22 protein-coding genes and 2 tRNA genes are annotated in these 26,039 nt (G+C 62.5%); 11 read left to right on the forward strand and 13 right to left on the reverse strand.

The annotated features are described in order from the left end of the window. Window positions 1–198: 198 nt before the first annotated feature. Together AC2S2E_RS16730 and AC2S2E_RS16735 are read right to left on the reverse strand one after the other, a co-directional pair. Entirely contained in the window at window positions 199–660 is a 462-nt protein-coding gene (locus AC2S2E_RS16730; protein ID WP_486523133.1) for a cache domain-containing protein, read from the reverse strand. A gap of 135 nt (window positions 661–795) precedes the next feature. Then, window positions 796–2,160 (reverse strand): EAL domain-containing protein, encoded by a 1,365-nt coding sequence (locus AC2S2E_RS16735; protein WP_486523134.1) that lies wholly within the window; start codon window positions 2,158–2,160, stop codon window positions 796–798. Between the two features lie 185 nt (window positions 2,161–2,345). On the opposite strand from AC2S2E_RS16735, the gene AC2S2E_RS16740 reads away from it, so the two are divergent. From AC2S2E_RS16740 to AC2S2E_RS16760, 5 genes are all read left to right on the forward strand, one after another. Continuing rightward, window positions 2,346–3,125, forward strand: a complete 780-nt coding sequence (locus tag AC2S2E_RS16740; RefSeq protein WP_476104755.1) for an NAD kinase — start codon at window positions 2,346–2,348, stop codon at window positions 3,123–3,125. Between the two features lie 136 nt (window positions 3,126–3,261). After that, a tRNA-Asn gene (locus tag AC2S2E_RS16745) sits at window positions 3,262–3,336 on the forward strand. A 66-nt stretch (window positions 3,337–3,402) separates the two neighbouring features. Continuing rightward, window positions 3,403–3,477 (forward strand) — tRNA-Asn (locus AC2S2E_RS16750). Window positions 3,478–3,631: 154 nt separating this feature from the next. Continuing rightward, entirely contained in the window at window positions 3,632–4,141 is a 510-nt protein-coding gene (locus AC2S2E_RS16755) for a hypothetical protein (protein ID WP_476104754.1), read from the forward strand. A gap of 123 nt (window positions 4,142–4,264) precedes the next feature. Then, window positions 4,265–4,666 (forward strand): hypothetical protein, encoded by a 402-nt coding sequence (locus AC2S2E_RS16760; protein WP_476104753.1) that lies wholly within the window; start codon window positions 4,265–4,267, stop codon window positions 4,664–4,666. 92 nt (window positions 4,667–4,758) lie between these two features. Here the strand turns inward: AC2S2E_RS16760 and AC2S2E_RS16765 are convergent, their stop codons facing one another. The 4 genes from AC2S2E_RS16765 to AC2S2E_RS16780 all read right to left on the reverse strand — a co-directional run bounded on the left by AC2S2E_RS16765 (window position 4,759) and on the right by AC2S2E_RS16780 (window position 9,445). Next, window positions 4,759–5,430: a PilZ domain-containing protein gene (locus tag AC2S2E_RS16765; RefSeq protein ID WP_486523135.1), complete on the reverse strand. Its 672-nt coding sequence runs from the start codon at window positions 5,428–5,430 to the stop codon at window positions 4,759–4,761. A gap of 274 nt (window positions 5,431–5,704) precedes the next feature. Further along, the gene (gene secA / locus AC2S2E_RS16770; protein ID WP_486523136.1) at window positions 5,705–8,404 is read right to left on the reverse strand and encodes a preprotein translocase subunit SecA; all 2,700 of its coding nucleotides are present in this window, start codon (window positions 8,402–8,404) and stop codon (window positions 5,705–5,707) included. A gap of 93 nt (window positions 8,405–8,497) precedes the next feature. Next, a complete protein-coding gene (locus AC2S2E_RS16775; RefSeq protein WP_486523137.1) occupies window positions 8,498–8,770 on the reverse strand; it encodes a hypothetical protein in 273 nt (90 codons plus the stop codon). 33 nt (window positions 8,771–8,803) lie between these two features. Beyond that, entirely contained in the window at window positions 8,804–9,445 is a 642-nt protein-coding gene (locus AC2S2E_RS16780) for an energy transducer TonB (RefSeq protein ID WP_486523138.1), read from the reverse strand. Between the two features lie 99 nt (window positions 9,446–9,544). Between AC2S2E_RS16780 and AC2S2E_RS16785 the strand changes: the two genes are divergently transcribed. From AC2S2E_RS16785 to AC2S2E_RS16810, 6 genes are all read left to right on the forward strand, one after another. Further along, window positions 9,545–10,564, forward strand: a complete 1,020-nt coding sequence (locus AC2S2E_RS16785) for an acyltransferase family protein (protein WP_486523139.1) — start codon at window positions 9,545–9,547, stop codon at window positions 10,562–10,564. A 33-nt stretch (window positions 10,565–10,597) separates the two neighbouring features. Beyond that, the gene (gene argJ, locus AC2S2E_RS16790) at window positions 10,598–11,824 is read left to right on the forward strand and encodes a bifunctional glutamate N-acetyltransferase/amino-acid acetyltransferase ArgJ (RefSeq protein ID WP_486523140.1); all 1,227 of its coding nucleotides are present in this window, start codon (window positions 10,598–10,600) and stop codon (window positions 11,822–11,824) included. A gap of 5 nt (window positions 11,825–11,829) precedes the next feature. After that, window positions 11,830–12,447, forward strand: a complete 618-nt coding sequence (locus AC2S2E_RS16795; protein WP_486523141.1) for a glutathione S-transferase family protein — start codon at window positions 11,830–11,832, stop codon at window positions 12,445–12,447. Window positions 12,448–12,459: 12 nt separating this feature from the next. Then, window positions 12,460–13,260 (forward strand): inositol monophosphatase family protein, encoded by an 801-nt coding sequence (locus tag AC2S2E_RS16800; RefSeq protein ID WP_486523143.1) that lies wholly within the window; start codon window positions 12,460–12,462, stop codon window positions 13,258–13,260. Next, window positions 13,257–13,526 carry a DUF1294 domain-containing protein gene (locus tag AC2S2E_RS16805; protein WP_486523144.1) on the forward strand — a complete coding sequence of 90 codons (270 nt, stop codon included), beginning with the start codon at window positions 13,257–13,259 and terminating at the stop codon, window positions 13,524–13,526. The genes AC2S2E_RS16800 and AC2S2E_RS16805 overlap by 4 nt, the downstream gene beginning before the upstream one ends. Before the next feature lie 154 nt (window positions 13,527–13,680). Continuing rightward, window positions 13,681–14,271: an outer membrane protein gene (locus tag AC2S2E_RS16810; RefSeq protein ID WP_486523145.1), complete on the forward strand. Its 591-nt coding sequence runs from the start codon at window positions 13,681–13,683 to the stop codon at window positions 14,269–14,271. Window positions 14,272–14,319: 48 nt separating this feature from the next. Here AC2S2E_RS16810 and trxA read toward each other — a convergent pair whose 3' ends face one another. The 7 genes from trxA to AC2S2E_RS16845 all read right to left on the reverse strand — a co-directional run bounded on the left by trxA (window position 14,320) and on the right by AC2S2E_RS16845 (window position 25,808). Next, window positions 14,320–14,640, reverse strand: coding sequence for a thioredoxin (gene trxA, locus AC2S2E_RS16815; RefSeq protein ID WP_476104737.1), 321 nt, complete (start codon window positions 14,638–14,640; stop codon window positions 14,320–14,322). A gap of 62 nt (window positions 14,641–14,702) precedes the next feature. Next, a complete protein-coding gene (gene addA, locus AC2S2E_RS16820) occupies window positions 14,703–18,215 on the reverse strand; it encodes a double-strand break repair helicase AddA (RefSeq protein WP_486523146.1) in 3,513 nt (1,170 codons plus the stop codon). Next, on the reverse strand, window positions 18,212–21,262 hold the full coding sequence (addB, locus tag AC2S2E_RS16825; protein WP_486523147.1) for a double-strand break repair protein AddB: 3,051 nt from the start codon (window positions 21,260–21,262) through the stop codon (window positions 18,212–18,214). The genes addA and addB overlap by 4 nt, the downstream gene beginning before the upstream one ends. Continuing rightward, window positions 21,255–21,977 carry a nucleotidyltransferase family protein gene (locus tag AC2S2E_RS16830; protein ID WP_476104733.1) on the reverse strand — a complete coding sequence of 241 codons (723 nt, stop codon included), beginning with the start codon at window positions 21,975–21,977 and terminating at the stop codon, window positions 21,255–21,257. Before AC2S2E_RS16830 ends, addB begins: the two co-directional genes overlap by 8 nt. After that, window positions 21,974–22,996, reverse strand: coding sequence for an aminoglycoside phosphotransferase family protein (locus AC2S2E_RS16835; RefSeq protein WP_486523148.1), 1,023 nt, complete (start codon window positions 22,994–22,996; stop codon window positions 21,974–21,976). Before AC2S2E_RS16835 ends, AC2S2E_RS16830 begins: the two co-directional genes overlap by 4 nt. Beyond that, a complete protein-coding gene (gene tsaE / locus AC2S2E_RS16840; protein WP_476104730.1) occupies window positions 22,990–23,430 on the reverse strand; it encodes a tRNA (adenosine(37)-N6)-threonylcarbamoyltransferase complex ATPase subunit type 1 TsaE in 441 nt (146 codons plus the stop codon). The genes AC2S2E_RS16835 and tsaE overlap by 7 nt, the downstream gene beginning before the upstream one ends. Then, the gene (locus AC2S2E_RS16845) at window positions 23,430–25,808 is read right to left on the reverse strand and encodes a PAS domain-containing sensor histidine kinase (protein WP_476104728.1); all 2,379 of its coding nucleotides are present in this window, start codon (window positions 25,806–25,808) and stop codon (window positions 23,430–23,432) included. Before AC2S2E_RS16845 ends, tsaE begins: the two co-directional genes overlap by 1 nt. Window positions 25,809–26,039 lie beyond the last annotated feature (231 nt).

The raw sequence follows: 26,039 nt of genomic DNA on the forward strand, positions 1-26,039 counted from the left end.
TTAAGGGACGCGGTCCCTTAACAATCCCGATACTGCCAGCGTTGCGCCATGGGTTCACCCAAAGCGCAACCCCGCCGCGCCGCAGGCTATAAAACCGCTTCGCGGACGGGCACTTCTTGGCCAAGGAAGCGCCACCCCAAAAACGGGATTGTTAAGGGCCCCCGCCCTTAACCCGCCGGAGGCCCCAACCACTAACACTCACCCCTTATAATACCCCACCCCCACGATATGATCCCCCACGCGGCGGATCAGCGAGACCTTATGCTCGACCCGATTGTCCGCCCGGTTGAGCCAGACGTAATCGACCTTGCCCTGCAGCTGATCTTTCACCGCGGCGATCATGGCCTGAACCAGAGGCTTGCCCTCAGCGTCGGTCATGTCGATGGCGGGGGTGCCGACCAGTTGGGGGTTGGCGCCGGTGGCCTCGTAAACGCCCTTGGCGCTGAAGACGAAGACGTAGAGGTCTTTGTTCTTGAAGCCGCCCTTGGGGTCGTTGAATTCGGCAAAGGCCTTGGCGGGGCCGACGGTGCCGACTTCGGCCACGGCGCGGTCCAACAGGCCCTGCGCCTCTTGTGAATTGCCGTGGGGACCGGCCATGGCAACAGCGGGCAAAGCCAACAGCACAGGAGCCAGCAGCAGGCGGGCAAGGTAGTTCTTCATAAGAGCCTCCATCATCGGCATCGATGAAGGCCGTTTCGCGCAAAATGCCGCCGCCGTCGTGGAGGCAGATCAAGCCCGCGGGGCGTTTTGTCTTTGGCCAAAGGGACAAGGCCGCCCGTCAGCAGGGTATGAGGATCACCCCCGCACCAGCGCGAGAAAGGCCCTTTCCGGCATGGGTTGTGCCCGGACAAAGCCTTGATAGCTGGAGCAACCCTCGCGCGCGACGGTCAGGCGCTGCGCCTCGGTTTCAATCCCCTCTGCCACGACATCCAGGTCGAGCGCCTTGGCCATGGCCACAATCGCGCGCAACACGGCAAGGTCGCGCGGGTCTTCGGTAATGCCATCGACCATCGACCGGTCGAGTTTGAGGTAATGCAGCGGCAGCGTTTTCAAATAATGGAAGTTACAAAACCCCGCCCCGAAATCATCCAGCGCAATACGGATACCCAACCGCGCCAGATCGGACAGCGAACGTTCCGCCAAAGTCATGTCCGCCACCAGCACCTGCTCGGTCACCTCCAGCGTCAGCCGGTCGGTGGGAAAGCCGGTCTTGCCCAGCGCCTTGCCCAGATCGAAGGTAAAGCTGCCCGCCGCAAGATCGGCGGCTGTGACGTTGAGCGACAGGCGCAGATCCCCCGGCCAAGCCGATGCCGCCTTTAACGCGGTTTCGGCGATATGACGCGACAAAGGCGCCAGATGATCGGCCCGGTCGGCAATGGCAAACAAAGCCGCCGCCCCGATCCGCCCCAGTTTCGGGTGATTCCACCGGGCCAGAGCCTCCGCGCCGGAGAGATGTTCGTTGCCATCCTCGTCCAGCGCGAATTGAGGTTGGTAATGAACCTCGATCTCGCCCTTGTCGATGGCGTGGAGGAGGTCGGCCTCCAATTGCGCGGCGGTACGGCCCGCCCGGTTGGTTTCGCCATCGACCCACACCACGCGCCGCGCCACATCGCGCTGCGCCACGGCAAGGGTCTGGGCCAGTCGGTCCATCGCGCTTTCCGCGCTTTCGCCCACCAGCACGCGGAGCAAGGCAATGCGGGGAGAAAGACGCAACGTACCAACGCGGCGCTGGATCGGCTGGGCAATCCGGTCGGCCAATTGATCCGCAAAGGCATGCCAGCGTTCGCGGCTGCACGCTTCGTCCACGATCAACAGGAATGTCCCCCCCGGCCCGCGCGCGGCAAACCATGGGCCATTGAGCCCTTCGCCCGCCAATCGGGCAAGGCGCGTCGCCACCTCAATCAGCGCGCCGTCCCCGGTCGCCTCGCCATAGGCCAGATTGATGGTTTCAAAGCGGCGGATGCCGATCAGCATGGCGTGGACGCGGGGAATGCCCCCACCCGTTTCGGCCGCCGATTTGCCCTGCTCCACCCATTCGGTCAGCCGCGCCCGCGCCGCGTCCAGCGTCAGCAATCCGGTCAAAGGATCGCGGGCGGCGTCATCGTCACCCTGCATGACAGCGGGGATGATGCCATTGGGCAAATCGTGGCGAAATGGCATCGGTGCTTTCACGCTGTTTGTTCAAACCGGGTTTTAACATAACTGACAAGCTCTTGCCAAAGTGTTCCCGCCATGCGGTCTAATCACAAAGCCCATACTGGCAATTGTCAAAAACCGCGCCTATGACGCCGGTAAGGGCGCGCCATCAGCCCGGCAATCAACTTTGCGGAGCGGAATTTTCGGCAATGACAGAAGAATTGCGCCTGGCGCTGGTGGTATCGGACACGCCCAAGGCGATGGCGGCGGCCGAGGTTATGGCCAATGACCACCCATGGGTGCCGTTGGAAGAAGCCGATGTGGTGGTGGTTCTGGGCGGCGACGGCTTTATGTTGACGGTGCTGCACCGGATGCTGGATGCGGGGCGGGTGATCCCGGCTTACGGCCTCAACCACGGCACGGTGGGCTTTATGATGAACAAGCCCAAATCGACCAAGCATATTGCCACCCGCGTCGCCAAGGCGAGCAAGCTGGCGGTGGCCCCGCTGGAGATGACCTGCACCACATGGGCGGGCGAGACGCAGCATTTTTACGCCATCAACGAAGTCTCGCTGCTGCGTGAAACGCGCCAGACAGCCAAGATCGAGATTTCGGTCAATGGCAAGGTGCGTCTGGCCGAATTGGCGTGCGACGGCATCCTTGTGGCAACGCCTGCCGGATCGACGGCCTATAACCTGTCGGCCAATGGCCCGATCCTGCCCATGGGCAGCGGCATTCTGGCACTGACCCCGATCAGCCCGTTCCGCCCACGCCGGTGGAAGGGCGCGATCATCAAGGACAATGCCACGGTCGAATTCCGCGTTCTGGAACCCGACAAGCGCCCAGTGGCGGCCGTGGCCGACCAAAAGGAAGTGCGCGACATCGCCCATGTGCGCGTATCGGCCAACCGCGAACATTCGCTGACCTTGCTGTTCGACCGGCATTCGAGTCTGGACGAGCGAATCTTTGCGGAACAGTTCCAGGTTTGAGGATTCGGCCCACACCCGATTAAATCGACCGAGTTTTCCACACCATAGACAAAAAAATTTGATCCTGCGCCAATGCGGGCTTGTCAAAGCCGGACAAGATGGTATTGGCGCGCACCTGCCCGGTTCGCCGGGCTGCTCCCTGATAGCTCAGCGGTAGAGCTCTCGACTGTTAATCGAGCGGCCGTAGGTTCGAATCCTACTCAGGGAGCCATTTCATCCTCGGACATATGTCCGGCATGATGAAAGACCGCATAAACGCCCGGCATCGCCGGCCCGTTCCCTGATAGCTCAGCGGTAGAGCTCTCGACTGTTAATCGAGCGGCCGTAGGTTCGAATCCTACTCAGGGAGCCATGCGGCCCAGCCCAAGCGGCAAGAAACGCGCTGAACCTAGGTGTTTATACTAGGTGCTTGAAAAACAGCCTTAATTTACCTTCACCCCGTTTTGCAGCGCCTATTTAACGCGCCATCACGCATAGGTTTGATCCTGCTTCAGCAAGGACGACCAATGCCTTCGCAATCCCTCAAATCAAATGACCTGCGCAATCTGGCCCTGTGGCGTCCGGGTTATCTGTTTCTGCTGCTGGTCGCCATCGGGGGCGGTACGGCGGCGGTGCGCACCTATGAGGCCAGCAAACATTTCGTCGAGGGCAGCGTGCAGGTCGAAACCGACGGCACATCGGGCGCGATCGAAGATGGCGAACTTGTGCTCAAATTGCCGCTTAAAGTGTTTAACGGCACGGATTCCACCGTCACATCGGTCGACATGTGGGTCGATGCCTATGCCTGTCCGCGCCTGATGTCGCCGCAAGGAGATTGCACCCGATTGCATTCGAGTGAGCAACGCGTGGCTCTGCACGTCGCCGCCGGTTCAAGCAGCAGCGATAATGCGGAAATTCGTGCCGACCTGCCCAAAGATGTCGCGGGCGACTTTATTCGCGTCAAACGGCGCATGATCGGTATAACCAGCGATGTCGAAGACGCCGAGCGTCAGTTTCTGGAACAGTATGACAAGTAACCAACCACCAATCGTCAACGCCATAGGGGTTTTTGCCCGGCGGACTGCCTAATTCAAAATAACCAAACTATCAGCGATTGCGTCTAGACTGATGGCCTGTTCCCGCCTTTCCGAGGACCTGCCATGTCCACGCTCGCGCTTACTCAATGTTGGTACACCCGCGAACATCATCCCGCCCACAAACCCCGCGACCGTGTCGATGGCGCCTTTTATGCGCAATGCCGCCATTGCCGCCGCGCGATCTTCAGCATCGACGGCAATATGTGGCACATCGACGGCGGCTTTAATGTCGAAACCCTGGGTGATGCGGCCACATCGTTCCTCTCGATCGATGATCCCGACGAAGGCATGACCATCGCACGCATCCCGATCAGCCCGGCCGCCAGCGAGGAAGATGTCGACGCGCTGATCGATCAGGTCCGCAAAGATTATGCGATTGGCGAGGAAGGGACGAGCCTGATCCTGCGCGATCATCGCCATCACAAACCCCGCCGGGTCAAAAAGGTGTTGCGCGGCGTTTCCTAGGCCCGGCAGGGACACAAAATGGCCCGGCAAGCTTTTAGAGAGATGCTTGCCGGGCCTTTTTGTGTGAGAAGCCGTTAAATCGACAAATATCCTCAGCAGGCCGCGCGCAAACGCCCCTTGGGGTCATGGCCATCGCCCTCGTGCATCTTGGCCATGTTCTGGGCCAATTCCTCCATCAGGAAACCGCGGTCAAACACCAGGCCGTGACGGGGCTGTTGCCGCCACACGACCTTGGCGTGAAGCGGGGGGAAGCCAAAGGTTTCAACCCGCACCGACTGGCGCAGCATCAGGCGTTCGGGGCATTCGATACAGGCGCCCTGTTGCGAAATATCGCGCAACATCGCGCGGATCTGCTGGCTGCCCGAAAAGATGATGGCTTCGGCGTCGGTCTTCAGACGAATCTGGCGCTTGGGATAAAGGCCACATTTGTCATCAAGAAGACGCTGAACATTGATCATGTCAAAGAAGCGGAAACCGGCATGGTCATCGCGATTCCACATCAATTCCATGGGAAAGCGTTCGCCGCTCGACGTTTCCAGCGAAATCGAGCTGAACGGCGGCAAGGCGTGGAACACGCGCACCTTGCACCCGGTTGCCGACGCGTCGCGCAAAACGCAAAGATATTCACGCCCGTCGATGATCAGCTTGGCCGATCGGACCAGCAACGTGAAACGCGGCGCTCCGCGCAATTCCGCACCAGAGACTTGCCGGACCTCTGGCGCCGGGGGCGCTGCCATTTCGGTACGGAAGAAGTCTTGACTCACCGGTCGGTCCACCTGCGAAAGTTTGGCGAAGAGGGAAGAAGAGCAAGCCCGCCTTCCCAAGGTTTGCCCCCTATATATTGCAGGAAATGGTAAAGCGGTTATGAACAAGCCGTCAGCAATAGCCGATAGGTACGAAATGTAGCCGTTTAGCGGGGGTAAAACCCTGCAACATGGTTAATTTTCAAAGCATACAGATTTTTGCATTGCAGGCCATTTGCACCGCCGGGCCGCCTTGCGAAGGGGCGCGAACATGATGTCGCGCCCCGGTCAGGCATTAAGCCACAGCCCCGTGACAATGCTTATATTTCTGGCCCGAACCACAGGGGCACGGGGCGTTACGCGACATTGTGGGGTCAATCTGGTTGGGATCGAAACCCGGCGCGGCACTCGGCAAGGCAGGGGCAATCGCATCATTCTCTCCGGTAAACGGATCGATATGCGTGGTCAGGAAATCGGGCAATTCGGGCAGCGCAGGCGCTTCGGGCTGTGCAAACTGCAATTCGGCGGTGGCAAGAATTCGCGTCACATCTTCGCGAATTTGCTCAATCATACGTTCAAAAAGACCGAAGGCTTCTTGCTTATACTCATTAATCGGCGTCTTTTGTGCATAGGCACGAAGAAAAACGACCTGACGTAGCGCGTCGAGCGTGGCCAGATGCTCCTTCCAATGGTGGTCGAGTCGTTCCAGCAAGACGCTCTTTTCCACCTGGCGCCAGATTTCGGGGTCGTTGCGCGCGATCTTGTCGGCCATATGCGCATCGGCCATTTCGGCCAGACGTTCCTCAATGGTTTCCGGCTCGATCCCGTCTTCGGCCTGAACCCAATCGGCAATCGGCGCCTCAATGCCCAGCGTAAAGCGCACGGCATTGGTCAGGCCTTCGATGTCCCAAACTTCCGGATACGAACCCGGAGGGCATGCCGTGCCGACCAGCGCGTTGACCGTATCGTGGCGCATGTCATGGACAACTTCATCCATCGCCTGCGCATCCATGATGTCGGCGCGCTGTTCATAGATGACCTTGCGCTGATCATTCATCACGTCATCATATTCGACGACCTGCTTGCGCACGTCATAATTGCGCGCCTCGACCTTCTTCTGCGCCGTCTCGATGGCCTTGGACAGCCAGCGTGACCCGATCGCCTCGCCATCGGCAAGGTTGCTGTTCATCAGTTTCGAGAACATCGTGTCCGGGCCAAAGATACGCAGCAGATCGTCCTCAAGGCAGAGGTAGAATTTCGACAGGCCGGGGTCGCCCTGACGGCCCGAACGGCCGCGCAACTGGTTGTCGATGCGGCGGCTTTCGTGGCGCTCTGTGCCGATCACGCAAAGTCCACCCGCGGCCAGCACCTTTTCCTTCTCAGCGTCGATCTCGGCTTTGAATTCGGCGATCTTGGCGTCGCGCTCCGGCCCTTCGGGCATGTCGCGCAATTCATCCTCGATGCGGAATTCCAGATTGCCGCCCAGCTTGATGTCGGTGCCGCGTCCGGCCATGTTGGTGGCAATGGTGACGGCGCCCAGACGGCCCGCCTGCGCGACGATATGGGCTTCCATCTCGTGGAAACGGGCGTTCAGCACATTGTGCTTCACCCCTTCCTTGGTCAGGAATTCGCTGAGCAGTTCCGACTTTTCAATCGAAACCGTACCCACCAGCACCGGCTGACCGCTCTCATATTTTTCGCGGATCAGCTTGGCAATGGCGGCGAATTTATCGAGCGTGTTCTTATAGAACTCGTCTTCCTCGTCGATGCGCTGGACCGGAACGTTGGTGGGGATGGTCACCACGTTCATCTTGTAAATGTCGAAGAATTCCGCCGCTTCCGTCGCCGCCGTACCGGTCATGCCGCAAAGCTTGGGATACATGCGGAAATAGTTCTGGAAGGTGATCGAGGCCATGGTCTGGTTTTCCGGCTCGATCTTGACGCCTTCTTTGGCCTCGACCGCCTGATGCAGGCCGTTGGACCAGCGGCGGCCATCCATCATGCGCCCGGTAAACTCGTCGATGATGACGACCTTGCCGTCCTTGACGATGTAGTCAATGTCGCGCTTGAACATGACATTAGCCTTCATCGCCTGATCCAGGTGATGGACGACCTGCGTGTTTTCAATGGCATAGAGGTTGCTGCCTTCCAGCAGCCCCGCGCCTTCCAGCAGGCGCTCGGCCTTTTCCACGCCATCCTCGGTCAGCGTGACGTTCTTGGACTTTTCATCGGCCTCAAACGTGCTGTCATCCTTGATCAATTCGCGCACCACCGCGTCCACCGAGACATAGAGGTCGCTCTTGTCATCGGTCGGGCCGGAAATGATCAAAGGCGTGCGCGCTTCGTCGATCAGGATCGAGTCGACTTCGTCAACGATCGCGTAATTGAACGGACGGTGGACCATCTGATCGCGATCATGCTTCATGTTGTCGCGCAGATAGTCAAAACCCAGCTCATTGTTGGTGGCATAGGTAATGTCGCAATTATACGCCTCGCGACGTTCGTACTCGTTAAGGTTGGGCACAATCACGCCCACCGTCAGGCCGAGGAAATTATACAGCACGCCCATCGTTTCCGCATCGCGCCGGGCCAGATAGTCGTTGACCGTCACGACATGGACGCCCTTGCCTTCCAGCGCGTTGAGGTAAACCGCCAGCGTCGCCACCAGCGTCTTGCCCTCACCCGTGCGCATTTCGGCAATTTCGCCCCGGTGCAGCACGATGCCGCCGATCATCTGCACATCGAAATGGCGCATACCCATGCAACGCTTCGACGCCTCACGCACCACGGCAAAGGCTTCGGGCAGGATGTCATCCAACGTGCGCCCGCCCGCGATTTCCTCACGGAACTTGGCGGTCATGCCGCGCAATTCCTCGTCGCTCATTTCGGCCAATTGCGATTCATAGGCGCCGATCTGGCGAACAATCTTGTCGAGCGACTTTACATAACGATCATTCGACGAGCCGAAGATCGACTTGGCAAGCTTGGAAAACATGGGGAAATTCCTGAATACAGATGTGGGGCATGGGGCGCCAACCGTGGGCGCGCGCCATCAAAGCATGTCGAAAATCAAATGGACCAACCGGCCTTATTCGCGGGCACGATCCACGCGAAGCCGCACCGAAGGCGCAGCATAGGTCAGAGGCGCGGGCGTTTGCACCGCCTCGATCAACCGGGGTTGGGCCGGGCGCGTAATTTCCCGCGCATGGGCCACGACATGGGCCGAAACCCGCGCGGCGCCTGCATCCTGCATCGTGGCGGCAATGGCGGGACGCACGGCAAAGGCACGCGCATCCGTTTCCGGAGCCATCGCGGCAAGACCGGAAACCAGAGCCAGAAATGATAACAGCAGCCGCAGCATGTTTGGGGATATAGGCAGGACTATTGACGACGTCTAGGGCGCAGGTTCGACGATGACCGATTGTATGATGGTAACCCGCCTGCGCACCGGATTGCCCTGCGCGTCCTTATACGGTTCGCGGAAATGCACCGCCGGACATCCATCGCCGACGACTTTCACCCGGCCCTCCATCGTTCCGGTTGCCTTTTCGACCTTGCATTCGGTTTGGCGGCCATCATTTTCGACCACGAAATGGAATTGAAACTCGCCCGGTTGCGGCACCGTTCCCGGCGGCGGCAGGACCCAGCGCGTCTGGTTCGTATAGCTGCCCGAAACAGGTTTGCCCGCATTGTCCAGCGCCGGATTGAATGTGGCTCGGGCACGGATCAAATCGCATGTTGCCCGGTCCAGCGCCGCTGAACCGCTGGTTGAAACCACCACGCAATTGGTGATCGCCCCCTTGGCGTCCACACTGGCCATGAAGCGGGTGATGCCCGATTCGCCGTTCTTGACCGCCATGGCCGGATAATCACTGGTCTGGATCCAGCCGCTTGGCCCATTCTTGGGCATCGGCCCACGCGGCAGGGTTTCGGCGGGCGTAATCACCGGCGCCGGCGAAATAGCGATTGGCGGCGGCGGAACTGCTGGATGAGCAATCGCTGCCTGTTGCAACACAATCAACATTCCAGCCAGCATAGCCAATCTCCCCAAAGCACACAAAGGCTAGGGCCAAGGCGAAGCCGAGACAAGTGTGACGCTTGCCTGACGCGCCATTCTGCCCCAAGGCGACGGCGCATGTCCAAAACCGCCTCTCCCGCCCGCCTGCCGATGCTGGATGCCCTGCGCGGGCTGGCGGCTGTGGGCGTGGTGCTGCATCATGAAGCGCCGCTCTATCATTCACCGGGCCTGTTTCCGCGCGCCTATCTGGCGGTGGATTTCTTCTTCATGCTTTCGGGCTTTGTCCTGACGCTGGCGTTCGAACCGAAATTGCGGGCGGGCATGGGCGCGGGCGACTTCATGCTCCGCCGGGTGGCGCGGTTATGGCCGGTCTTGGCGGTCGGCGTGCTGATCGGGGCGGCGTGGCGCTATACGATGGGCATGACGTGGCAATTGGGCTGGCTGACGGCGGCGGGATTGCTGCTGATCCCTTATCAACGAGGCACGGGCGCGTTATTTCAGCTCAACGGCCCGCAATGGTCGCTGGCCTATGAAGTGCTGGCCAATGCGGCCCATGCGCTGTTGCTGCGACGGTTGGGGAACCGGATGCTGCTGTTTTTTACGCTGGCCTGCGGCGGGTTGCTGGCGGTTTGCGCCTATGACTGGGGTTCGGTCGGTCTGGGCGATACGGGGCGCAACTGGTGGGGCGGCTTTGCCCGCGTCGGCTTCGGCTATGGCCTAGGCGTATGGATGGGGCGGCAATTTGCCACCGGGCGCTGGCGTGTCACGCCATGGATGGCATGGGTCGGGGCGGCATGGGTGCCGCTGACCTTGGCGGGGCTTTCGCATGTGCCGATGGCCACGGTGCCGGGCGATCTGCTGGCGGTCTTTGCGGTGTTCCCAGTGGCGCTGTGGTGCGCGGCGCAGGTTTCGCTGGGCCGAATTGGCGCGAAAGTGGCTGATGCGCTGGGGCGATTGTCCTATCCCATCTATGCCATTCACGGGCCGGTGTTGATCTGGGGCGCGTCGCTGGCGCGCAGCCATGGGGCGCAGGCGACCTTGATCCGGCCATTGACCTTGGCCACCGTGCTGGCGCTGGGTGCGGCGCTGGCGATCAGTCCGCTCGCCCATGGCATTGCGATACGCCGGAAAGGTTGAAGTGGCGCGCATCAGGCGCTAACCCGCGTGGCCATGTCACACGCCATCTCTCCGCTCGCCATTCCCTTCCCTGCCCTGCCTGCGATTGCGGGCGCCACGCCGCGCGTGGCCCGCGCGCGATACAAGGAATGGGATCGCTGCGATCTGACCTATGTTGAGCTGGACGAAAACACCGCCGTTGCGGGCGTCTTCACGCGCAACATCTGCTGCTCGTCCGAGGTCGAACTGGGCCGCGCCAATGTGAAGCAGGGCCGCGCGCGGGCGTTGATCGTCAATGCGGGCAATTCCAATGCCTTCACCGGCTATCGCGGGCGCGAGGCAGTGGAACAGATCATGGATCAGGTTGCGGCTCATCTGGGCTGCGCCAAGGAGCAGGTTTTTGTTTCCTCGACCGGCGTGATCGGCGTCCCCCTGCCCAAGGACAAGGCCAAGGAAGGCGTCAACAATGCCCTGACCGCCGCGCCCTGTTCGTGGGAGGATGCGGCCAACACCATCGGCACCACCGACACTTTCGCCAAGGGCGCCACCGCCACCGCCATCATCGGCGGCAAGACCGTAACCTTTTCCGCCATCATCAAGGGGTCGGGCATGATCGCCCCCGATATGGCGACGATGCTGGGCTATATCTTCACCGATGCGGCGATCAATCCTGTGTTCCTTCAGGAATTGCTGACCAAGGCCGCGAACGAAACCTTCAACTGCATCACGGTCGACAGCGACACCTCGACCAGCGACACGGTGCTGGCCTTTGCCACGGGCAAGGCGGGCAACACGATCATCAATTGCGAGGGCTGCGAGGGCGCCGATGCCTTTGCCGCGGCGCTGACCGATGTGTGCCGCCAACTGGCGCATCTGGTGGTCAAAGATGGCGAGGGCGCGCAGAAATTCATCGCCGTTTCCGTCACAGGTGCGGTGTCGGATGAAAGCGCGCGCAAAATCGGCATGGCCATCGCCAATTCGCCGCTGGTCAAAACCGCCATCGCGGGCGAGGACGCCAATTGGGGCCGCATCGTCATGGCCGTGGGCAAGGCGGGCGAACCGGCCGACCGCGACCGTCTCTCCATCGGCTTTGGCGGCGTGTGGCAGGCCAAGGACGGCCAGCCCCTGCCCGATTATGACGAGGCCCCGGTGGCCGCGCACCTCAAGGGTCAGGAGATCAGCATCGAGGTTGATATCGGCCTTGGGCAAGGGTGCGCGACGGTGTGGACCTGCGACCTGACGCATGGCTATATCAGCATCAACGCCGATTACCGGAGCTGAGGCCCATGCTCACCATCTGGGGTCGGCTCAATTCGCATAATGTCAAAAAGGTCGTCTGGGCGGCGGTCGAAACCGGCGCCCAATGGGTGCGCCATGATATCGGGGGCCAGTTTGGCTATACGCCCGAATATCTGGCAATGAACCCCAACCGGCTGGTGCCCACGCTGGTCGATCATCAGGTGGCGGATACCTTCTCGCTGTGGGAATCGAACGCGATCCTGCGCTATCTGGCCGATGCCTATGCGCCGCATTTGTGGCCAGAGGGCCTGCCTGCGCGGGCTTTGGCGGACAAATGGATGGATTGGCAATTCGCCTTTGCCGATGCGCAGCGCGACGGTTTCCTGCAAATGGTCCGCGTGGCTGAACCGGACCGCGACGCGGCCAAGATCGAGCGCACCATCGCCGAAACCAACAAGCTGATGCGGATCATGGAAGAAGCGCTGACCCGCCAGCCTTTCCTGAGCGGAGAGGCTTTCGGCATCGCAGACATTCCGATGGGCGCCTATGCCTACACCTGGTTCAAGCTGGGCTTTGCGCACGAAGATGTGCCCAATATCCGCCGCTGGTTTGACGCGGTCAGCGCCCGCCCCGGTTTCCAATATGTCGCCATCCCCCTCACCTGAAAGGCGCGATTCATGACCGATACTCTGAGCGAAGCCGTCCATGATGTGATGGCGGACGCTGCCGCGCGCGCCATTGCCCCGCGTTATCAACATCTGGCCGCCGCCGACATTATCGAAAAAGCCTCCGACGATCTGGTGACGATTGCCGACAAGGAGAGCGAGGCAATTCTGGCCGAGGGTCTGGCGCGCATCCTGCCCGAAGCGGCGATTGTGGGCGAGGAAGCCGCCTTTGCCGATCCCTCGATCATGGGGCGTTTGGGCAGCGACCTTTGCTGGATCATCGACCCATTGGATGGCACCAACAATTTCGCCCATGGCCGCCCGCCTTTCGGCATCCTTGTCGCTTTGGCGCAGGGGGGCGAAACGATTGGCGGCTGGATTTATGACGTGCTTTCGGGCCGGTTCTGCCATGCGCGGATCGGCGAGGGCGCGTATCTCAACGGCGAACGCCTGACCGCGCGCACCAGCGGGGAAAGCCCGGCGATTGCGGCCATCTCTGTGCTGTTTGCCGATCCGGCGCGGCGGGCGGCCCTGATGGACCACATCGCCCCGCATTACCGCATGGTCGATATCCCCCGCTGTGCCGCCGAACAATATCCGCGTCTGGCGACCGGCGTGAACGATGTGTCGATCTTTGAACGCACGCTGGCGTGGGATCATGCGGCGGGCGTCCTGTTCCTGAACGAGGCGGGCGGCAAAGCGGCGCGGTTTGACGGCACCCCCTATCGCGTGGACGAGGATCGCAAGGGTCTGATCGGTGCATCTTCGCCCGCCTTGTGGGATGAACTGGCGACGCGGATGGCGGGGATTTGATCTCGGGCTACGTCCCCCTCGCCCTTGTGCTGGTCAATGCGCGCACGGTCCATCTGTTCTGGCAAGACAAGCGTTACGCACGGGAGGGACGGCGGCGCATCCCGGAAACCAGCCTGTTGCTGATGGCGGCGCTGGGCGGGTCGCCCGGCGCCATCATCGCGCGGCCATGGTTTCGGCACAAGACGCGCAAACAGCCGTTTTCGACCTATCTATGGCTGATTGCCGCTGTGCAGGCTGCCCTGATAACCGGGTGGTTTATGATTTAATCGAAACCGCCCCCCTTTTACCGCCGGGGCCGCCCCTATGGAACAGATGATCCGATACAGAAAAGAAAAATCCCTTATTTCATTTGCCTTTCCCAAAAATAGTTGAAATATCTCCAAAAATAGATCTCATTAAATGTTACAGGGGACACTGGAGATGCGTTTTACAACCGCCACTACGTGTGCGATCCTTTCCTCCATCTGCCTTGTCTCCGCCCCAGCATCAGCGCGCGGCAATCTGCGCGCAGAAGCGGTGGTCGGCTGGGACAATGTTTCAAATTCGGGAAGCGCCTTTGCCGTCAATCTTTCCGATTTCACGAAGGTCAATGGGCTAACCTATGGCGGCGGCATTGGCTATGATCTGGCCGTCATGCCGATGATTTCCATTGGCGCAGATGCCGAAATCAATGGAAGTTCGGGGCGACGCGAAGCTGGTCCGGCCTACTTGCGGGCGGACCGCGATATTTATGCGGGCGGGCGGGTCAGCGTCAAAGTCCTGCCTTCAACAAAGATCTATGCCAAGCTTGGCTATGCCAATGCAGATTTCACCAACAATGCGTCATTTGCCCTGCACGGCCCGGCCATCTTTTTTACAGAGAAACGAAACGTCAGCGGCATTCGCGCGGGCGTCGGCATTCAACAAACGATCTTTGGGTCGGCCTATGTGTTGGCCGAATATCGCTATACCAATTACAGCTCGGGTTTTGCCCGCAATCAGGTCGTGACCGGCGTCGGGGTCCGTTTCTGATACATGGAGGGCAAAGCGCTCTTGCGCTCTGCCCTCTATCATAACGCCTCAGAGCGCGCCTTCGATCCATGCCTTGAGCTGGCTCTTGGGCGCCGCGCCCAGCTTTTGCGCCACCGGCTTGCCATCCTTGAACACCAGCAGCAGCGGGATCGACTGGACGCCGAACTGGCTGGCGATTTCGGTGTTTTCCATGATGTCCACCTTGGCGATGGTCACCTGCTCGCCCAGTTCATCGCTCAGCTCTTCCAGAGCCGGGCCGATCATCTTGCAAGGCCCGCACCAGTCGGCCCAGAAATCGACCACGACCGGCTTGTCAGAAGCCAGAACGTCGGTGGAAAAGCTTGCGTCGGTAACCTTGATCGTGGCCATGGCCTGAAATCTCCTGAAATGTTGAACCTAAGATAGTCGATGATGGGGCGGGCGCAACCACCCTAGAGCGCCAAGCTTTCCTGCGTATGGGTCAAGCTGGCCTTGTGCGGGGCCAGAATGCTGTCGGGCAGGTCGATGAGATGCGGGCCGGTGGTGTAGAGCAGCGCCGCCTCCACCCGCCGCCCCGGATAGGCGACCTCCAACGCGGCGACATAGGCGGCCATCTGGCGCAGGATGGCGACGGAAACCTGCGCCACGGACGCAGCAGGTCGACGCGCGGTTTTGAAATCGATCAGGCGAATGCGGTCGGCCGTAATCAGCAAACGGTCGATCGTACCCGCCACCACCTGTGTCCCCACGGTTGCGGCAATCGGCACCTCGGCCAATGCGTTAGGCCCAAACAACTCGGCCCAATCGGGATTGGCCAGAACATCCATCGCCGCCTGCGCCATCTCGCGATGGGCGTCTTCGTCCAGATCACGCGCCTGCCGCCCCAGCCAGGTCATGGCCGCGCCCATCGGATCGGCCGCACCGGGCAGGCGTTCGAGCAAGGCGTGGATCAACGTACCCCGACGCGCCGCCGCCGCCCGTGCGGCCCCCAGCGCGGTGGGCGGATCGGCGGCTGTGTCCTCGCCCAAGGCTGAAGGTGCCAGCGGCCGCGGCGGGCGCGCTTCTTCGGGCGCGGCGCGGCTCAGCCACCCCGGCTTGCCCGCCTCCATGGCCAGTTCCATCGTCTCGGCCTGCCACTGGGCCGCCGGAGCCAAAGCGCCCCAGCGCGCCTCTGCGCCCCAGAGCGGGTCGGCCATCCAATCTTCAGGCCCGAATATCTCGGCCAGCCGCGCATACCAACTGCCCTTGGCCGGTTCCTTCTCATTGGCGGCCAGAGCGCCGCCGATGAACAAGGCTTCCTCGGCCCGCGTCATGGCGACATAGAGCAGGCGCCAATGCTCCTCCCCCTCGGCCTTGGCGGCACGAGCGGCGGCTTCGGCAATCGGCCCTTGCTTTTCCTCCTTGCCCAGATTGGGCAAAGGCACGGTGCGTTTGTCGCCGGTCAGGGCCGCGCTGGGGTCCTCCACCGACAGCGGGGAACCCTTGCTCTTGGCCGGATCGCCGGTGGCGTCGGCAAGGATGACGATGGGCGCCTGCAAGCCCTTTGAACCATGGACCGTCATCACCCGGACCAGACCGTCGGATTTGCCCGCCTCGCGCTTCAACTCGCCATCGCCCGCGTCAAACCATGCAAGGAAACCCACAAGGCTGGGCGTCGCGCTAGCCGCATAGGCGTGGGCGGCATTGATCAATTCATCAAGCGGATCATTCGCTTCACGCCCCAACCGCGCCACCAGCCTTTCACGCGCCCCCCACGGCCCCACCAGCAGCCAGTGGAGCAGCACCGGCACCGGTTCAAAATCGGCGCGGGCCAGCAACTGGTTCAATTGCTCCACCACCGATTGGGCCAAAGGCGCATCGCTGCGCCGCAGATGCGCCCAGAGCTTTACCCCCTCGTCACGATAGCCATGTTCAAGCAATTGATCCTGTGACCAGCCAAACAAAGGCGACACCAGCAAGGCGGCCAGATTGAGATCATCCAACGGTTGCGCGGCAAAGCGCAAGGCCGCCATCAGATCCTTGACCGCCAGAGGCGCGCCAAGACGCAGGCGATCCACCCCCGCCACCGGCACGCCTGCGGCATGCAATCGCGCCACGATCAACCCGGCCAACTCGCGCCTTTTGCGCACCAGAATCATGATGTCGCCCGCCTCTGCCCGGCGCGCCACCTTGCGCCCCTTGATCAGCGGGAAACCATCGGGCGAAAACAGCCAATGTTTGACCTGACGCGCAATCCGGTCCGCCATTTCGCGTTCGGGGCGCGAGAGCCAGCTATCTTCATCGCCGCCATCTTCGTCATCGTTCTGGGCCGCCCCGCCCACCGGCCGCCACATGGCGACAAGGCCGGGGCGGTCCTCGCCCTGATGCGGTTCGGGCGTGGCGTCCAGACCAAAGGCGGGGGCGCCCAAATGCTCAATCGCCCGGTCAACGAAGTTCAAAACCGGCGCAGCGGTGCGAAAAGACCGCTCCAACCCCAGTTCCATCAGGCGATGCGCCTTTGGCCCGCCGCGAATGGCGTCGGCATTATCCGCCGCACCGCCCATGCGGGATTTGACCCGTTCACGCGCGGCGGCGAAATTTTCCGGGCTGGTGCCCTGAAAACCAAAGATCGCCTGTTTGAAATCGCCCACCACGAACAGCGTGCGCGCAAAATCGCCATGCGCGCCCTCACCGGCAAAGAATTCCTCGGTCAGCGCCTCGATGATCCGCCATTGTTCGGCGTTGGTGTCCTGCGCCTCGTCCACCAGAATATGGTCGAACCGGCGGTCCAGCTTGTACCGGATCCAATCGGCCATATCGGCCCGGCTGAGCAGATCAGCGGCATGGGCGATCTGATCATCAAAATCGATCAGCCCTTCACGCGCCTTGGCCTCTTCCCATGCCAGAGCATAGGCGCGGCCCAATTCCAGCGCGGGCGAAAGCCATTGCGCCAAGGCCACCAGCGCCCGCCGCGCCTTGACCGCGTCAATATGCAGAGCGACGCGGTAGCAATATTCGCCATAATCGGGCGCGATATTGTCCAGATTCTTTTGATAGGAAGGCACGCCCTCCTTGGTAAAAATTGCCGAGTAAAGCCCGCCCAGCCCCTCCAGCCTTTGTTCGGGCGATGCCTCCAGCCAGTCACAAAGCGCATTGGCCTTTTTCTCGGCCGTGGCGGTCATGTTGCCCTTTTTGTCGGTCCATTGCTTGACCACATCCAGCAGCCAGCGCACCGAACGCACGTCAAAGGCATCATCGGCGCACATGGCGACAACCTGCGCCATATCGGCATCGGCGGGCAGGCCCAGCGCCTGTTTCACGCGCGGTGCGACGGGCACCTGCCACGCGCCGGGGCCAAACCACAGGCCCCGCGCCCCGGCACAGCGCATCAGCCAGCCTTCCACCGCATCCCCGCCCATGCGCAGCGAGAGCGAGGCCAGCGCATTGAGCAGCGCATGATCCCCCCGCTTTTCCGCATCAAGCAAAAGATCGGCCAAGACCTGCCGCGCCAGAAGCACTTTCTCATGCTCCTCCATCGGGCGGGCGCCCGCACTCAGCCCCGCTTCTTCGGGAAAAGCGGCCAGCAGCCATTGCGAAAAGGCATGGATCGTGTCGATCCGTAGGCCCCCGCCCGGACAATCCAGCACCGAGGCGAACAATGTCCGCGCCCTGTCCTGAATGTCGGGCAGGATTTCCGCCCCGATCGCTTCAAGCTCCGCGGCCAATTGCGTGGGGGCGGCCCGCACCCATCCGGCCAGTTTGCTATTGATGCGCTCGGCCATTTCGGTCGCGCCCGCCTTGGTAAAGGTCAGGCACAGAATCTGTTCGGGCCGCACATGCGGGGTCAACAACAGGCGCAACACCCGCGAGGACAAAACCTGCGTCTTGCCCGTCCCCGCACTGGCCGAAAGCCACACGGTTTCCTGCGGCAGCACTGCTTTGGCCTGATTGCCATGCAGGCCGTGGAGTTTTTGAGGCCCGCTCACGCTTCATCCTCCGGCGTTTCGTCCGAACCGATCCATCCGATCCATTCGTCCAGCCGCATCAATTGATCATAATCATTATAGCTGGGAATATCGGGCCGCAGCCGCGCGGTAAAAGGCGCCTGGCCCAACAACCATTGCCCGATGGCATCGGTCAGATATTCCTCGGTCTTGTGCAGGAATTCCTCACGCGGGATGCCCGATTTCTTGCGATTTTCCAAAATGGGTTCATCGCGCCAGCCAAAGCCGGGATCGCCCTTTTTCCGGCGGGAAAGCGACCAATATTCAAAGACATTGGGCACGCCCTCGACATCCTTGAACCCGCCATCTGCGGCAATCATCCCAATGAGACCCAATTGCAGCGCAAAACCTGCCTCGACCATCTTGCCGCTGGGCGGGCCGCCGGTTTTGTAATCCACCACGGCCAGCCTGCCATCGGGCATCCGGTCGATACGGTCGGCGCGGCCATGGATGCGGATGCCATCGATGCGCATCTCGCCCCGGATTTCCGTGGCCAGAACGCGACGCCCTTCCGCGGCCAAAGCAGCCACTTCCTCATCAATCCATTCCAGCGCGGCCAGCAGGCGCGGACGCCACAGGCTGCGCTCCAACGGGTGCGCACTCATGCCGTCCAGCACATTGTTGGCCGTTGCCACCAAGGCCCCGCGCGGCGCGCCATCCTTGTGCCACGCGTCCAGAATGGCGTGAACCGCCGTCCCGCGCCATGCCGCGCTGGGCTCCGCATCCAAAGGGTCGAGCGATTTGAGCCGCAGGATCGCCTGCGCATAAAACTGATAAGGATCGGCGCGGAGACGGTCGAGCGCGGTGACGGGAATGTCCACGCGGCGCTGCTCGGCGCTGGGCATGGGTTGGGGGCGCGGATGGGGCGCGGCCACCTTGCCCACATCAATGTCACGGGCATAGGTGACGGCCAGTTCCTCGGCATGGCTTTTGGACAATTCCTTGCCCAACATCGCCTGAACCCGCAGGACAAAGCGGCTGGGGATCACCGGCCCGCCTTCATCACGATGCGCCCAGCTTAACACCACCTGCGGCGCGCCAAGGCATCCGGCAAGGTCATGCGCGGCCAGACCAATGCGAAACTCGGCCCCCGGCACGCCCAGATGGCGCAGCACAGCGGGCGGCAATAGCGGATCGGGCGACGGGCTGCCCGGCCATGAACCTTCGGTCAGGCCGCCGCAGATGACTAGATCGCTGCGCGTCATGCGCGCCTCCAGCAAGCCATAGATCGCCACTCGGGGATGGCCGCCCCATGGCGGGCGCACCGCCACCTTGTCCATCGCATGGCGCAGGACCGAGGCCAGATCGCGCACCTGCAACCGCGTCCCTTCGGCCGAAGCTGCCAGACGAAGATTTTCGACAAAGGAGGAGAGCGAACGCCCCGGCGCTTCGGCCCATAATTCCTCGCCGCAAAGCGCCTCACCGGCGGCCACCAGCGCGTCGATCAGATCGGCCAGCGGCGCCTCTTCGGGCAGGCTCATCAACGGCCCAAGGATGCCCTCAACCTCGTCCCACCATGCGGTCAATGGGCCGGGGCCGCGCTTTTTCTCAATCCGCTCAATAATCGCGCGCAAAGGCGCCAGCCCCGCATCCGGCCTTGGCCCGCGCAGGTTGAGGTCCAGCACGCGCACATGGTCCAGCCACAAGGCGCGCCCTTGCGATCCGCCCACCATCGGATGGCCCAGCAAGGCGATCAACGGCACCGGCGGCGCGCCCTCCCCCGCGACCTCAGCCAGCAGGAGCAACAACCGCCCCGCCGCCGTCTGGGGCAAAGCGCGGCCTGCGGTATCGTCCGCCTTGATGCCCCAGCGTTGCAGATGGGCGACCACGCGGCTTGCCAAACCCCGATCGGGCGTGACCAAAGCGACGCGCTTTTCCGGTGTTTCCAATGCCTCGCGCATCAGGATGGCGATGGCCTGCGCCTCCTCGCCCGGATGCTCGCTTTCCATCAGGCGGACGGCGGCCAGACGCCTTTGCCGTTCTGGCAGATCGACCCAGCGCGCCGAAGCCTTGGCGGGCAGAAACAGGTTCGAGATCGCCTTGCTGCGTTCGGGCGGGGCCGCCGACGGCCCGGCGCGATGCCACAGGTCAAGCTCCCCCCGCGCCACGCCCATGCGGTTGAGCAGCAGCTTGAGGTGATATTGCGGATGGGTCAGCGCGTCTTCCCGGCCAAAGGGCGCATCGCCCAATTCCGGCGCCACGCCCGCATGGCCCAATTCGTCCCACACATCATCATCCAGCGCCAGATCGAGATCGGGCAGCACCACCGCCCCGCCAGGCAATTCCGACACCACCCGCAAAAATCGCGCCAGTGATGGCGAAGCGCTGGTAATGCCCGCCGCGACAACGGCATGGGGCGGCGGATTGTCGCGCCACACCATGGCCGCGCGGTCGAACAGCATGTTGCGGCGCACCGGCGGATCGACCTCGCCCTGAGCCTCCAACTGGGCGCGCCAGTGGGCCTGTACCGTCAGAAAGGCGTGGGTCGATTGACGCCAATGCTCAGCCTGTTCGCCAATGATCGCCAGAACATCCTCGGACAGAAGATCCTCCGGCGCGATGCCTTCGACGGCCAGACGGTCGATGCTCTGGGCAATTTCGGCGGCACGGCGCAGGCGCACCGCCCCGCCCTGCGTGCCCTCGGCCCCTTCGACCTGCGCCAGAATATCGGCAAGCCGCAGCCAGCGCCGGGTCGGGTCGGCGGCGGGGGGAATGTCGCTGGCCCCGATGGGGTCGAGCAATGGCCCCAGCGCCTCGTCCAGATCAAGGTCGCCGACGATGACCATGCGCGGCAACAGCAAACCAGCAGCGCCCCCGCGAAACCCATCGGTGCCCGCCCGAACAAAGGCCTCGGTCAGGTTACGCGCCGCACGCTGATTAGGCAGCAACAGCGTCAGGCGCGCCAGCCCCAGATCGGGATCGGCATAGCGCGGGATCAAACCCGCCACCAAGGCATCGGCAAAACCGCGATGCGCCGGGATCGAATAGACCTTGGGCTGGCGCGGTTTCACGCCCGCCCAATCAGCCACGGCCCAGAGCTTCCTCGGTCGGGGCGATGGATTGGGGCGTGCCTACTTCAAACCACTTGCCGGTATGGACCAGACCATAAAGGCGGCCCTCCTCCATCGCGCGGTCCCACAGGATGTTGGTGGAAAAGGCTCCTTCGGGCGCATCACGCAAAAGGCGGTGCGATACGATCTGGATGCCGGTAAAGATGAAGGGCGCCACCTTGCGCGAGGCGCGGCGCGCAACCCTGCCCAGCGGATCGAGACGGAAATCACCCACGCCGCGATAATTGCCCGCGTCCGAATGGCGCACCATCAACAGCAAAGCATCCATCCGATCCGCATCCCATGCCGAGGACAGATCGTGGAACACATCGACCGGCCCATCCAGCCAGACATTATCCGAATTGAGCGCAAAGAACGGATCGGGCAGCGCGCCGTCACGATACGCCTTGACCATGCCGCCGCCGGTTTCCAGCAAGAGTGCCCGCTCATCCGAAATCGTCACCGCAGGCGTTTTCCGTTTGCCCATATGCGCCAGAATGTGATCGGCCATGTAATGGACATTGACCACCGCCCGCGCCACGCCCGCTTCGGCCAGTTTGTCCAGCGCATGATCAATGAGCGGCTTACCCGCAACCGGCACCATCGGCTTGGGCCGCGTCGCGGTCAGCGGGCGCATCCTTTTGCCAAGCCCTGCGGACAGCACCATGGCCGTATCGGAAACCAGGGGCTTCATGCGGGGATCCTTCCACCATGGGCCGCGCGGATTTCGGCCGGGATATTCGTTTCAAACCAACGCGCCACCGGGGCCAGCGCCGGATGCGCCAGATCGCGCTCCATCGCGGCCCATACGCGCGGGATCATGTCGAGATAGCGCGCCTTGCCATCGCGTTTGCACAGGCGCACGAAAATGCCCACGATCTTGGCGTTCCGCTGCGCGCCCAACAGGGCATAGTCTGCAAGGAAAGCCTCGCAGTCGAATCCGGTGGCGGCAAGGTAATGCTCGATCATCGCCGCCTCGATTTCGGGCGAGACATCGCGACGCGCATCCTGAAGCAAGCTGACCAGATCATAGGCGGGGTGGCCCACCAAGGCGTCCTGAAAATCCAGCAGGCCCTGATCCGCCAGACCGCCCGACAGCAGCATGATGTTTTCGGCGTGATAATCGCGCAGGACCGTGACGCCGCCGGTTGCGTTGAACGCATTCTGGCGCGCGATCATCGGGGCAAGGGCTTCCTCCCATGCCGCGTCAAAACCGGCCTCATCCACCGACAGGCCCATGGCGGGCACATACCATTCGGTCAGCAGCCGCACTTCCCGGCGATAGACCGACCAGTCATAGGGCGCCCAAGGCCCGCCGGGCAATTGGGTCAGCGTGACCAGCGGAGCCAGCGCGCCTTCGTAAACCGCCCGCTCGTCCTGCGGATTGTCGTCCAGCCAGTCGCGCACGCGGTCATTGCCGAAATCTTCGAGCAGCACCCAGCCTTGCGCCGCCTGTTGCGCCAGAATGGCGGGCGCGCGCAATCCATGGGCGCCCAGCCAGTCGGCCACCGCCAGAAAGGGCGCGGGATCTTCCTGCGGCGGCGGGGCATGCATCAACATCGCCGTTTCGCCCCCCCCATCTTCCACTACGGCGCGGCGCAGGCGGAAATAGCGACGGAACGAAGCATCGCCGGGCAAAGGCTCCACAGCGGCATCGCCCCAACCGGCAGTCGCAACAAATTCGGTCAGGCCATCAGGCAAGGTGTTCAGCATGGAACGCGCCCTAGCCAATCCGCCCCCGGCTCGACAATGGCCAAGCGGCCGTCATCCGCAGTTTCGAGAAAAATCGACAGGCATCCCGGTTCATGCGCAAAGCCGCCGGCCATTTCCGGCCATTCGGCAATCAGCACCCCGCCATCGCGGTAATCATCCAGCCCCAGTTCCTGCGCCTCAGACGGATCGGCAAGGCGGTAAAAATCGGCATGGACCAAGGGAAAGCGCAAGCCATCATAGGGTTCGATAATGGCAAAGCTGGGCGATGGCACTTCGCCATCATGGCCCAATCCGGCGATGATCGCGCGCGCCAGCGTGGTCTTGCCCGCGCCCAGCCCGCCATGCAGCGCCACCACATCGCCCGGACGCAACGCCTGCGCAATCGCCATGCCCCACCGCTCCATCGCGGCCAGATCGGGCAATTCCACTTTCATCAATCCAGCTCCACAATCGCGGCGGTGCCCGCCCCCGGTTCGGACAAGAGTTCAAGGCTGCCACCATGCGCCTCAATCAATTGGCGCGCCAAGGGCAGGCCAAGGCCCTGACGCCGGATGCTGTTCTTGCTGCCCGGACTGGTGGGTTCGATCGGCAAACCGTCAAAGGCGCGGGCAAGCGCCGCCCGGTCCATGCCCGGCCCATTGTCCGAAATCACCACGCGGGCGCGGTTGTTGCCCGATCCATGGCGCGAACGATGGCGCCCCACCTCGACCAGAATGCGCCCGCCGACCGGCGTTGCATCCAGCGCATTGTCCAGCAAATGGGCCAAAGCGCGGCCCAAACGGCGCGGGTCGGCCTCGATCTTGCCGGTGTTCAGACTGCTGCCCCGCAGGTCTAATTCAAGTTCCTTGGTGTGTACCAGCGCCTCGCGCTCCTGCACCAATTGGCGCATCAGGGCGAAGAGATCGACCGGCTCCAGCGCCAGCGGCAACATGCCCGCTTCGGATTGCGAAAGGTCGAGGACATTCTCGATCTGATCGGTCAGGCGCGCAACAGAAGTCAGGATCGCCTCGACATATTCGCGCCCGTTTTCGGACAATTCGCCGCCAAATCCGGCCTCCAGCATTTCGGCAAAACCGCCGATGGAGGTCAAAGGCGTACGGAATTCATAAGACATATTGGCAAGGAAACGCGTCTTGAGCTGGTCCGCCTCGACCAGCGCGGCATTGCGTTCACGCAGGGCTTCTTCGGCCTTTTGCGAATCGGTGATGTCCAGAACCGTCAGCAAGCCGTTGCCATCGGGCAAAGGCACCCCGGCATATTCCAGCGTCCGCCCATCGGCCATGGTCACGCGCCCGCTGGTCTGGCGCCGTTCCAGCGTGGCGGTGCGCAATCCGTCGGCCACGGCCTGCGCCTGTTCGGGCTGGCTGAGATGCGCGGCGATGCGCGCGATCACATCATCGGCATGCGGGTGGGCGTCCAGCACTTCCGGCTCCAGCCCCCAGGCGCTGGCGAAAAGGCGGTTCCACAATTGCAGACGGCCATCGGGGGCAAAGACCGCCACGGCCTCGAACAGGCTGTCGAATGTGGCGGTGCGGGTGCGCAGCAAAGTGTCGCGCATGGCCGAAATGCGCAGGGTTTCGGTGCGATCCTCCACCACCAGCAACAGGCCGCCATCGGGCATGGGTTGGGCCACAACGCGCAAATGCGTGCCATCGGACAGCGGCCATGCCTCTTCCTGCGCCTCGGAGGCGGCGAACCATTCCGCGCGTTCTTTGCGCCATGCGCGATAGTCGCGCATTTCCGGCACGCGGCCCGATTCCCTTGCGGCATCGAGCAGGCGTTCAAACGGCGCGTCATGCATGTCCGCCGGACCAAGCGCAAAGAGCCGCTGGAACGGCTGATTGGCAAAGGTCAGGCGGTGGCGCGCATCAAATTGTGCCACGCCCGAGGAAAGCAGATCGAGCATCGAGCGCTGTGCATCGCGGAAGGCACGGAAAGCGCGAGAGATTTCCTCCATTTCCTCGATGTCGATGGCATAGCCCGCTACGCCCTCGTCCCCCAGCGGCAAGTCCGAAACGCGCAAGGCGCGGCGCTGTCCATCGATGGTCGCGGCAACCAGGCGTTCGACGGGCCGCCTTTCCAGCATGGCGCGCGCGGCGACCTGTGCAGGGGTCTGCCCGTCAATCCGCTCGACCAGTTCAAGCCCGCCATTGACGACAGCCTCGGCATTTTCGGCCCCGACCGCGCGGACATAGGCCGAATTCACCAGCCGCAATTCACCCTGGGGCGAGCGGAACCACATCGGAATGGGCGCGGCCTCGATCAGGCCGACCAGTGCGAGAAAATCGCTTTTCGACCGGGCGGTTTCGGCGCGCATCCGGGCGATCTGGGTCTCGGCCTCGCTGGCGTCGAACACCCAGACCTGTGCCGATCCGGCGGGGGCCACTTGCGGATCGGCAACCCCGCCGCGCAGCGACAGCGAACGGCGCGAACCGCGCGGGCTGAGCGACAGGCTGAAAGGGCGGCTGGTGCGCTGGGCAGACAGCACGGCCTCGTTCAATTGTTCCAATTGTTCTGCGCTTAAACCGCGATCGGCCTTGCCTCCGTCCAACTCGCTCAAAAACTGCGGCATCGAGGAAAAGCCGAGCCATGACGCCAGACGCGCCGAACCCTCGATCCGGCCATCGCTGCGCACGATCAGCAATTGCGCCGGGCTGTCCTCCACCATTCGGGCCAGCCGCCGCGCCTGACGCACCGCGCCCTCTGCCGCCCGCCCGCGCGACAACGCCGACAACACAGCCCAGCCCGCCGCCACAGCCCATCCGGCCAGCAGCAAGCCCATGACAACCATGGTTAGAGGGGTCCATTGCATCGCCTATCAGCTAAGCGGACGGGGGCGGAATGGCAATGGGGGGTGTGAGATATAAGGGTGTGGGGTTGCCGTTTGGAGGTGCCTCCGACGGGCAAAGGGACTTGTCCCTTTGCAATCCCATGATTGGGGTGGTGGGAGGTTTGCGATTGTGGGAGAGTTTATAAAGCCTGCGGCGCGGTGAGCGCGGCCTCAAAGGCGCCGCAGGCTTTAAAATTCGAACAGGGCGTCCGA

This window comes from Novosphingobium sp. 550D (assembly GCF_057401885.1).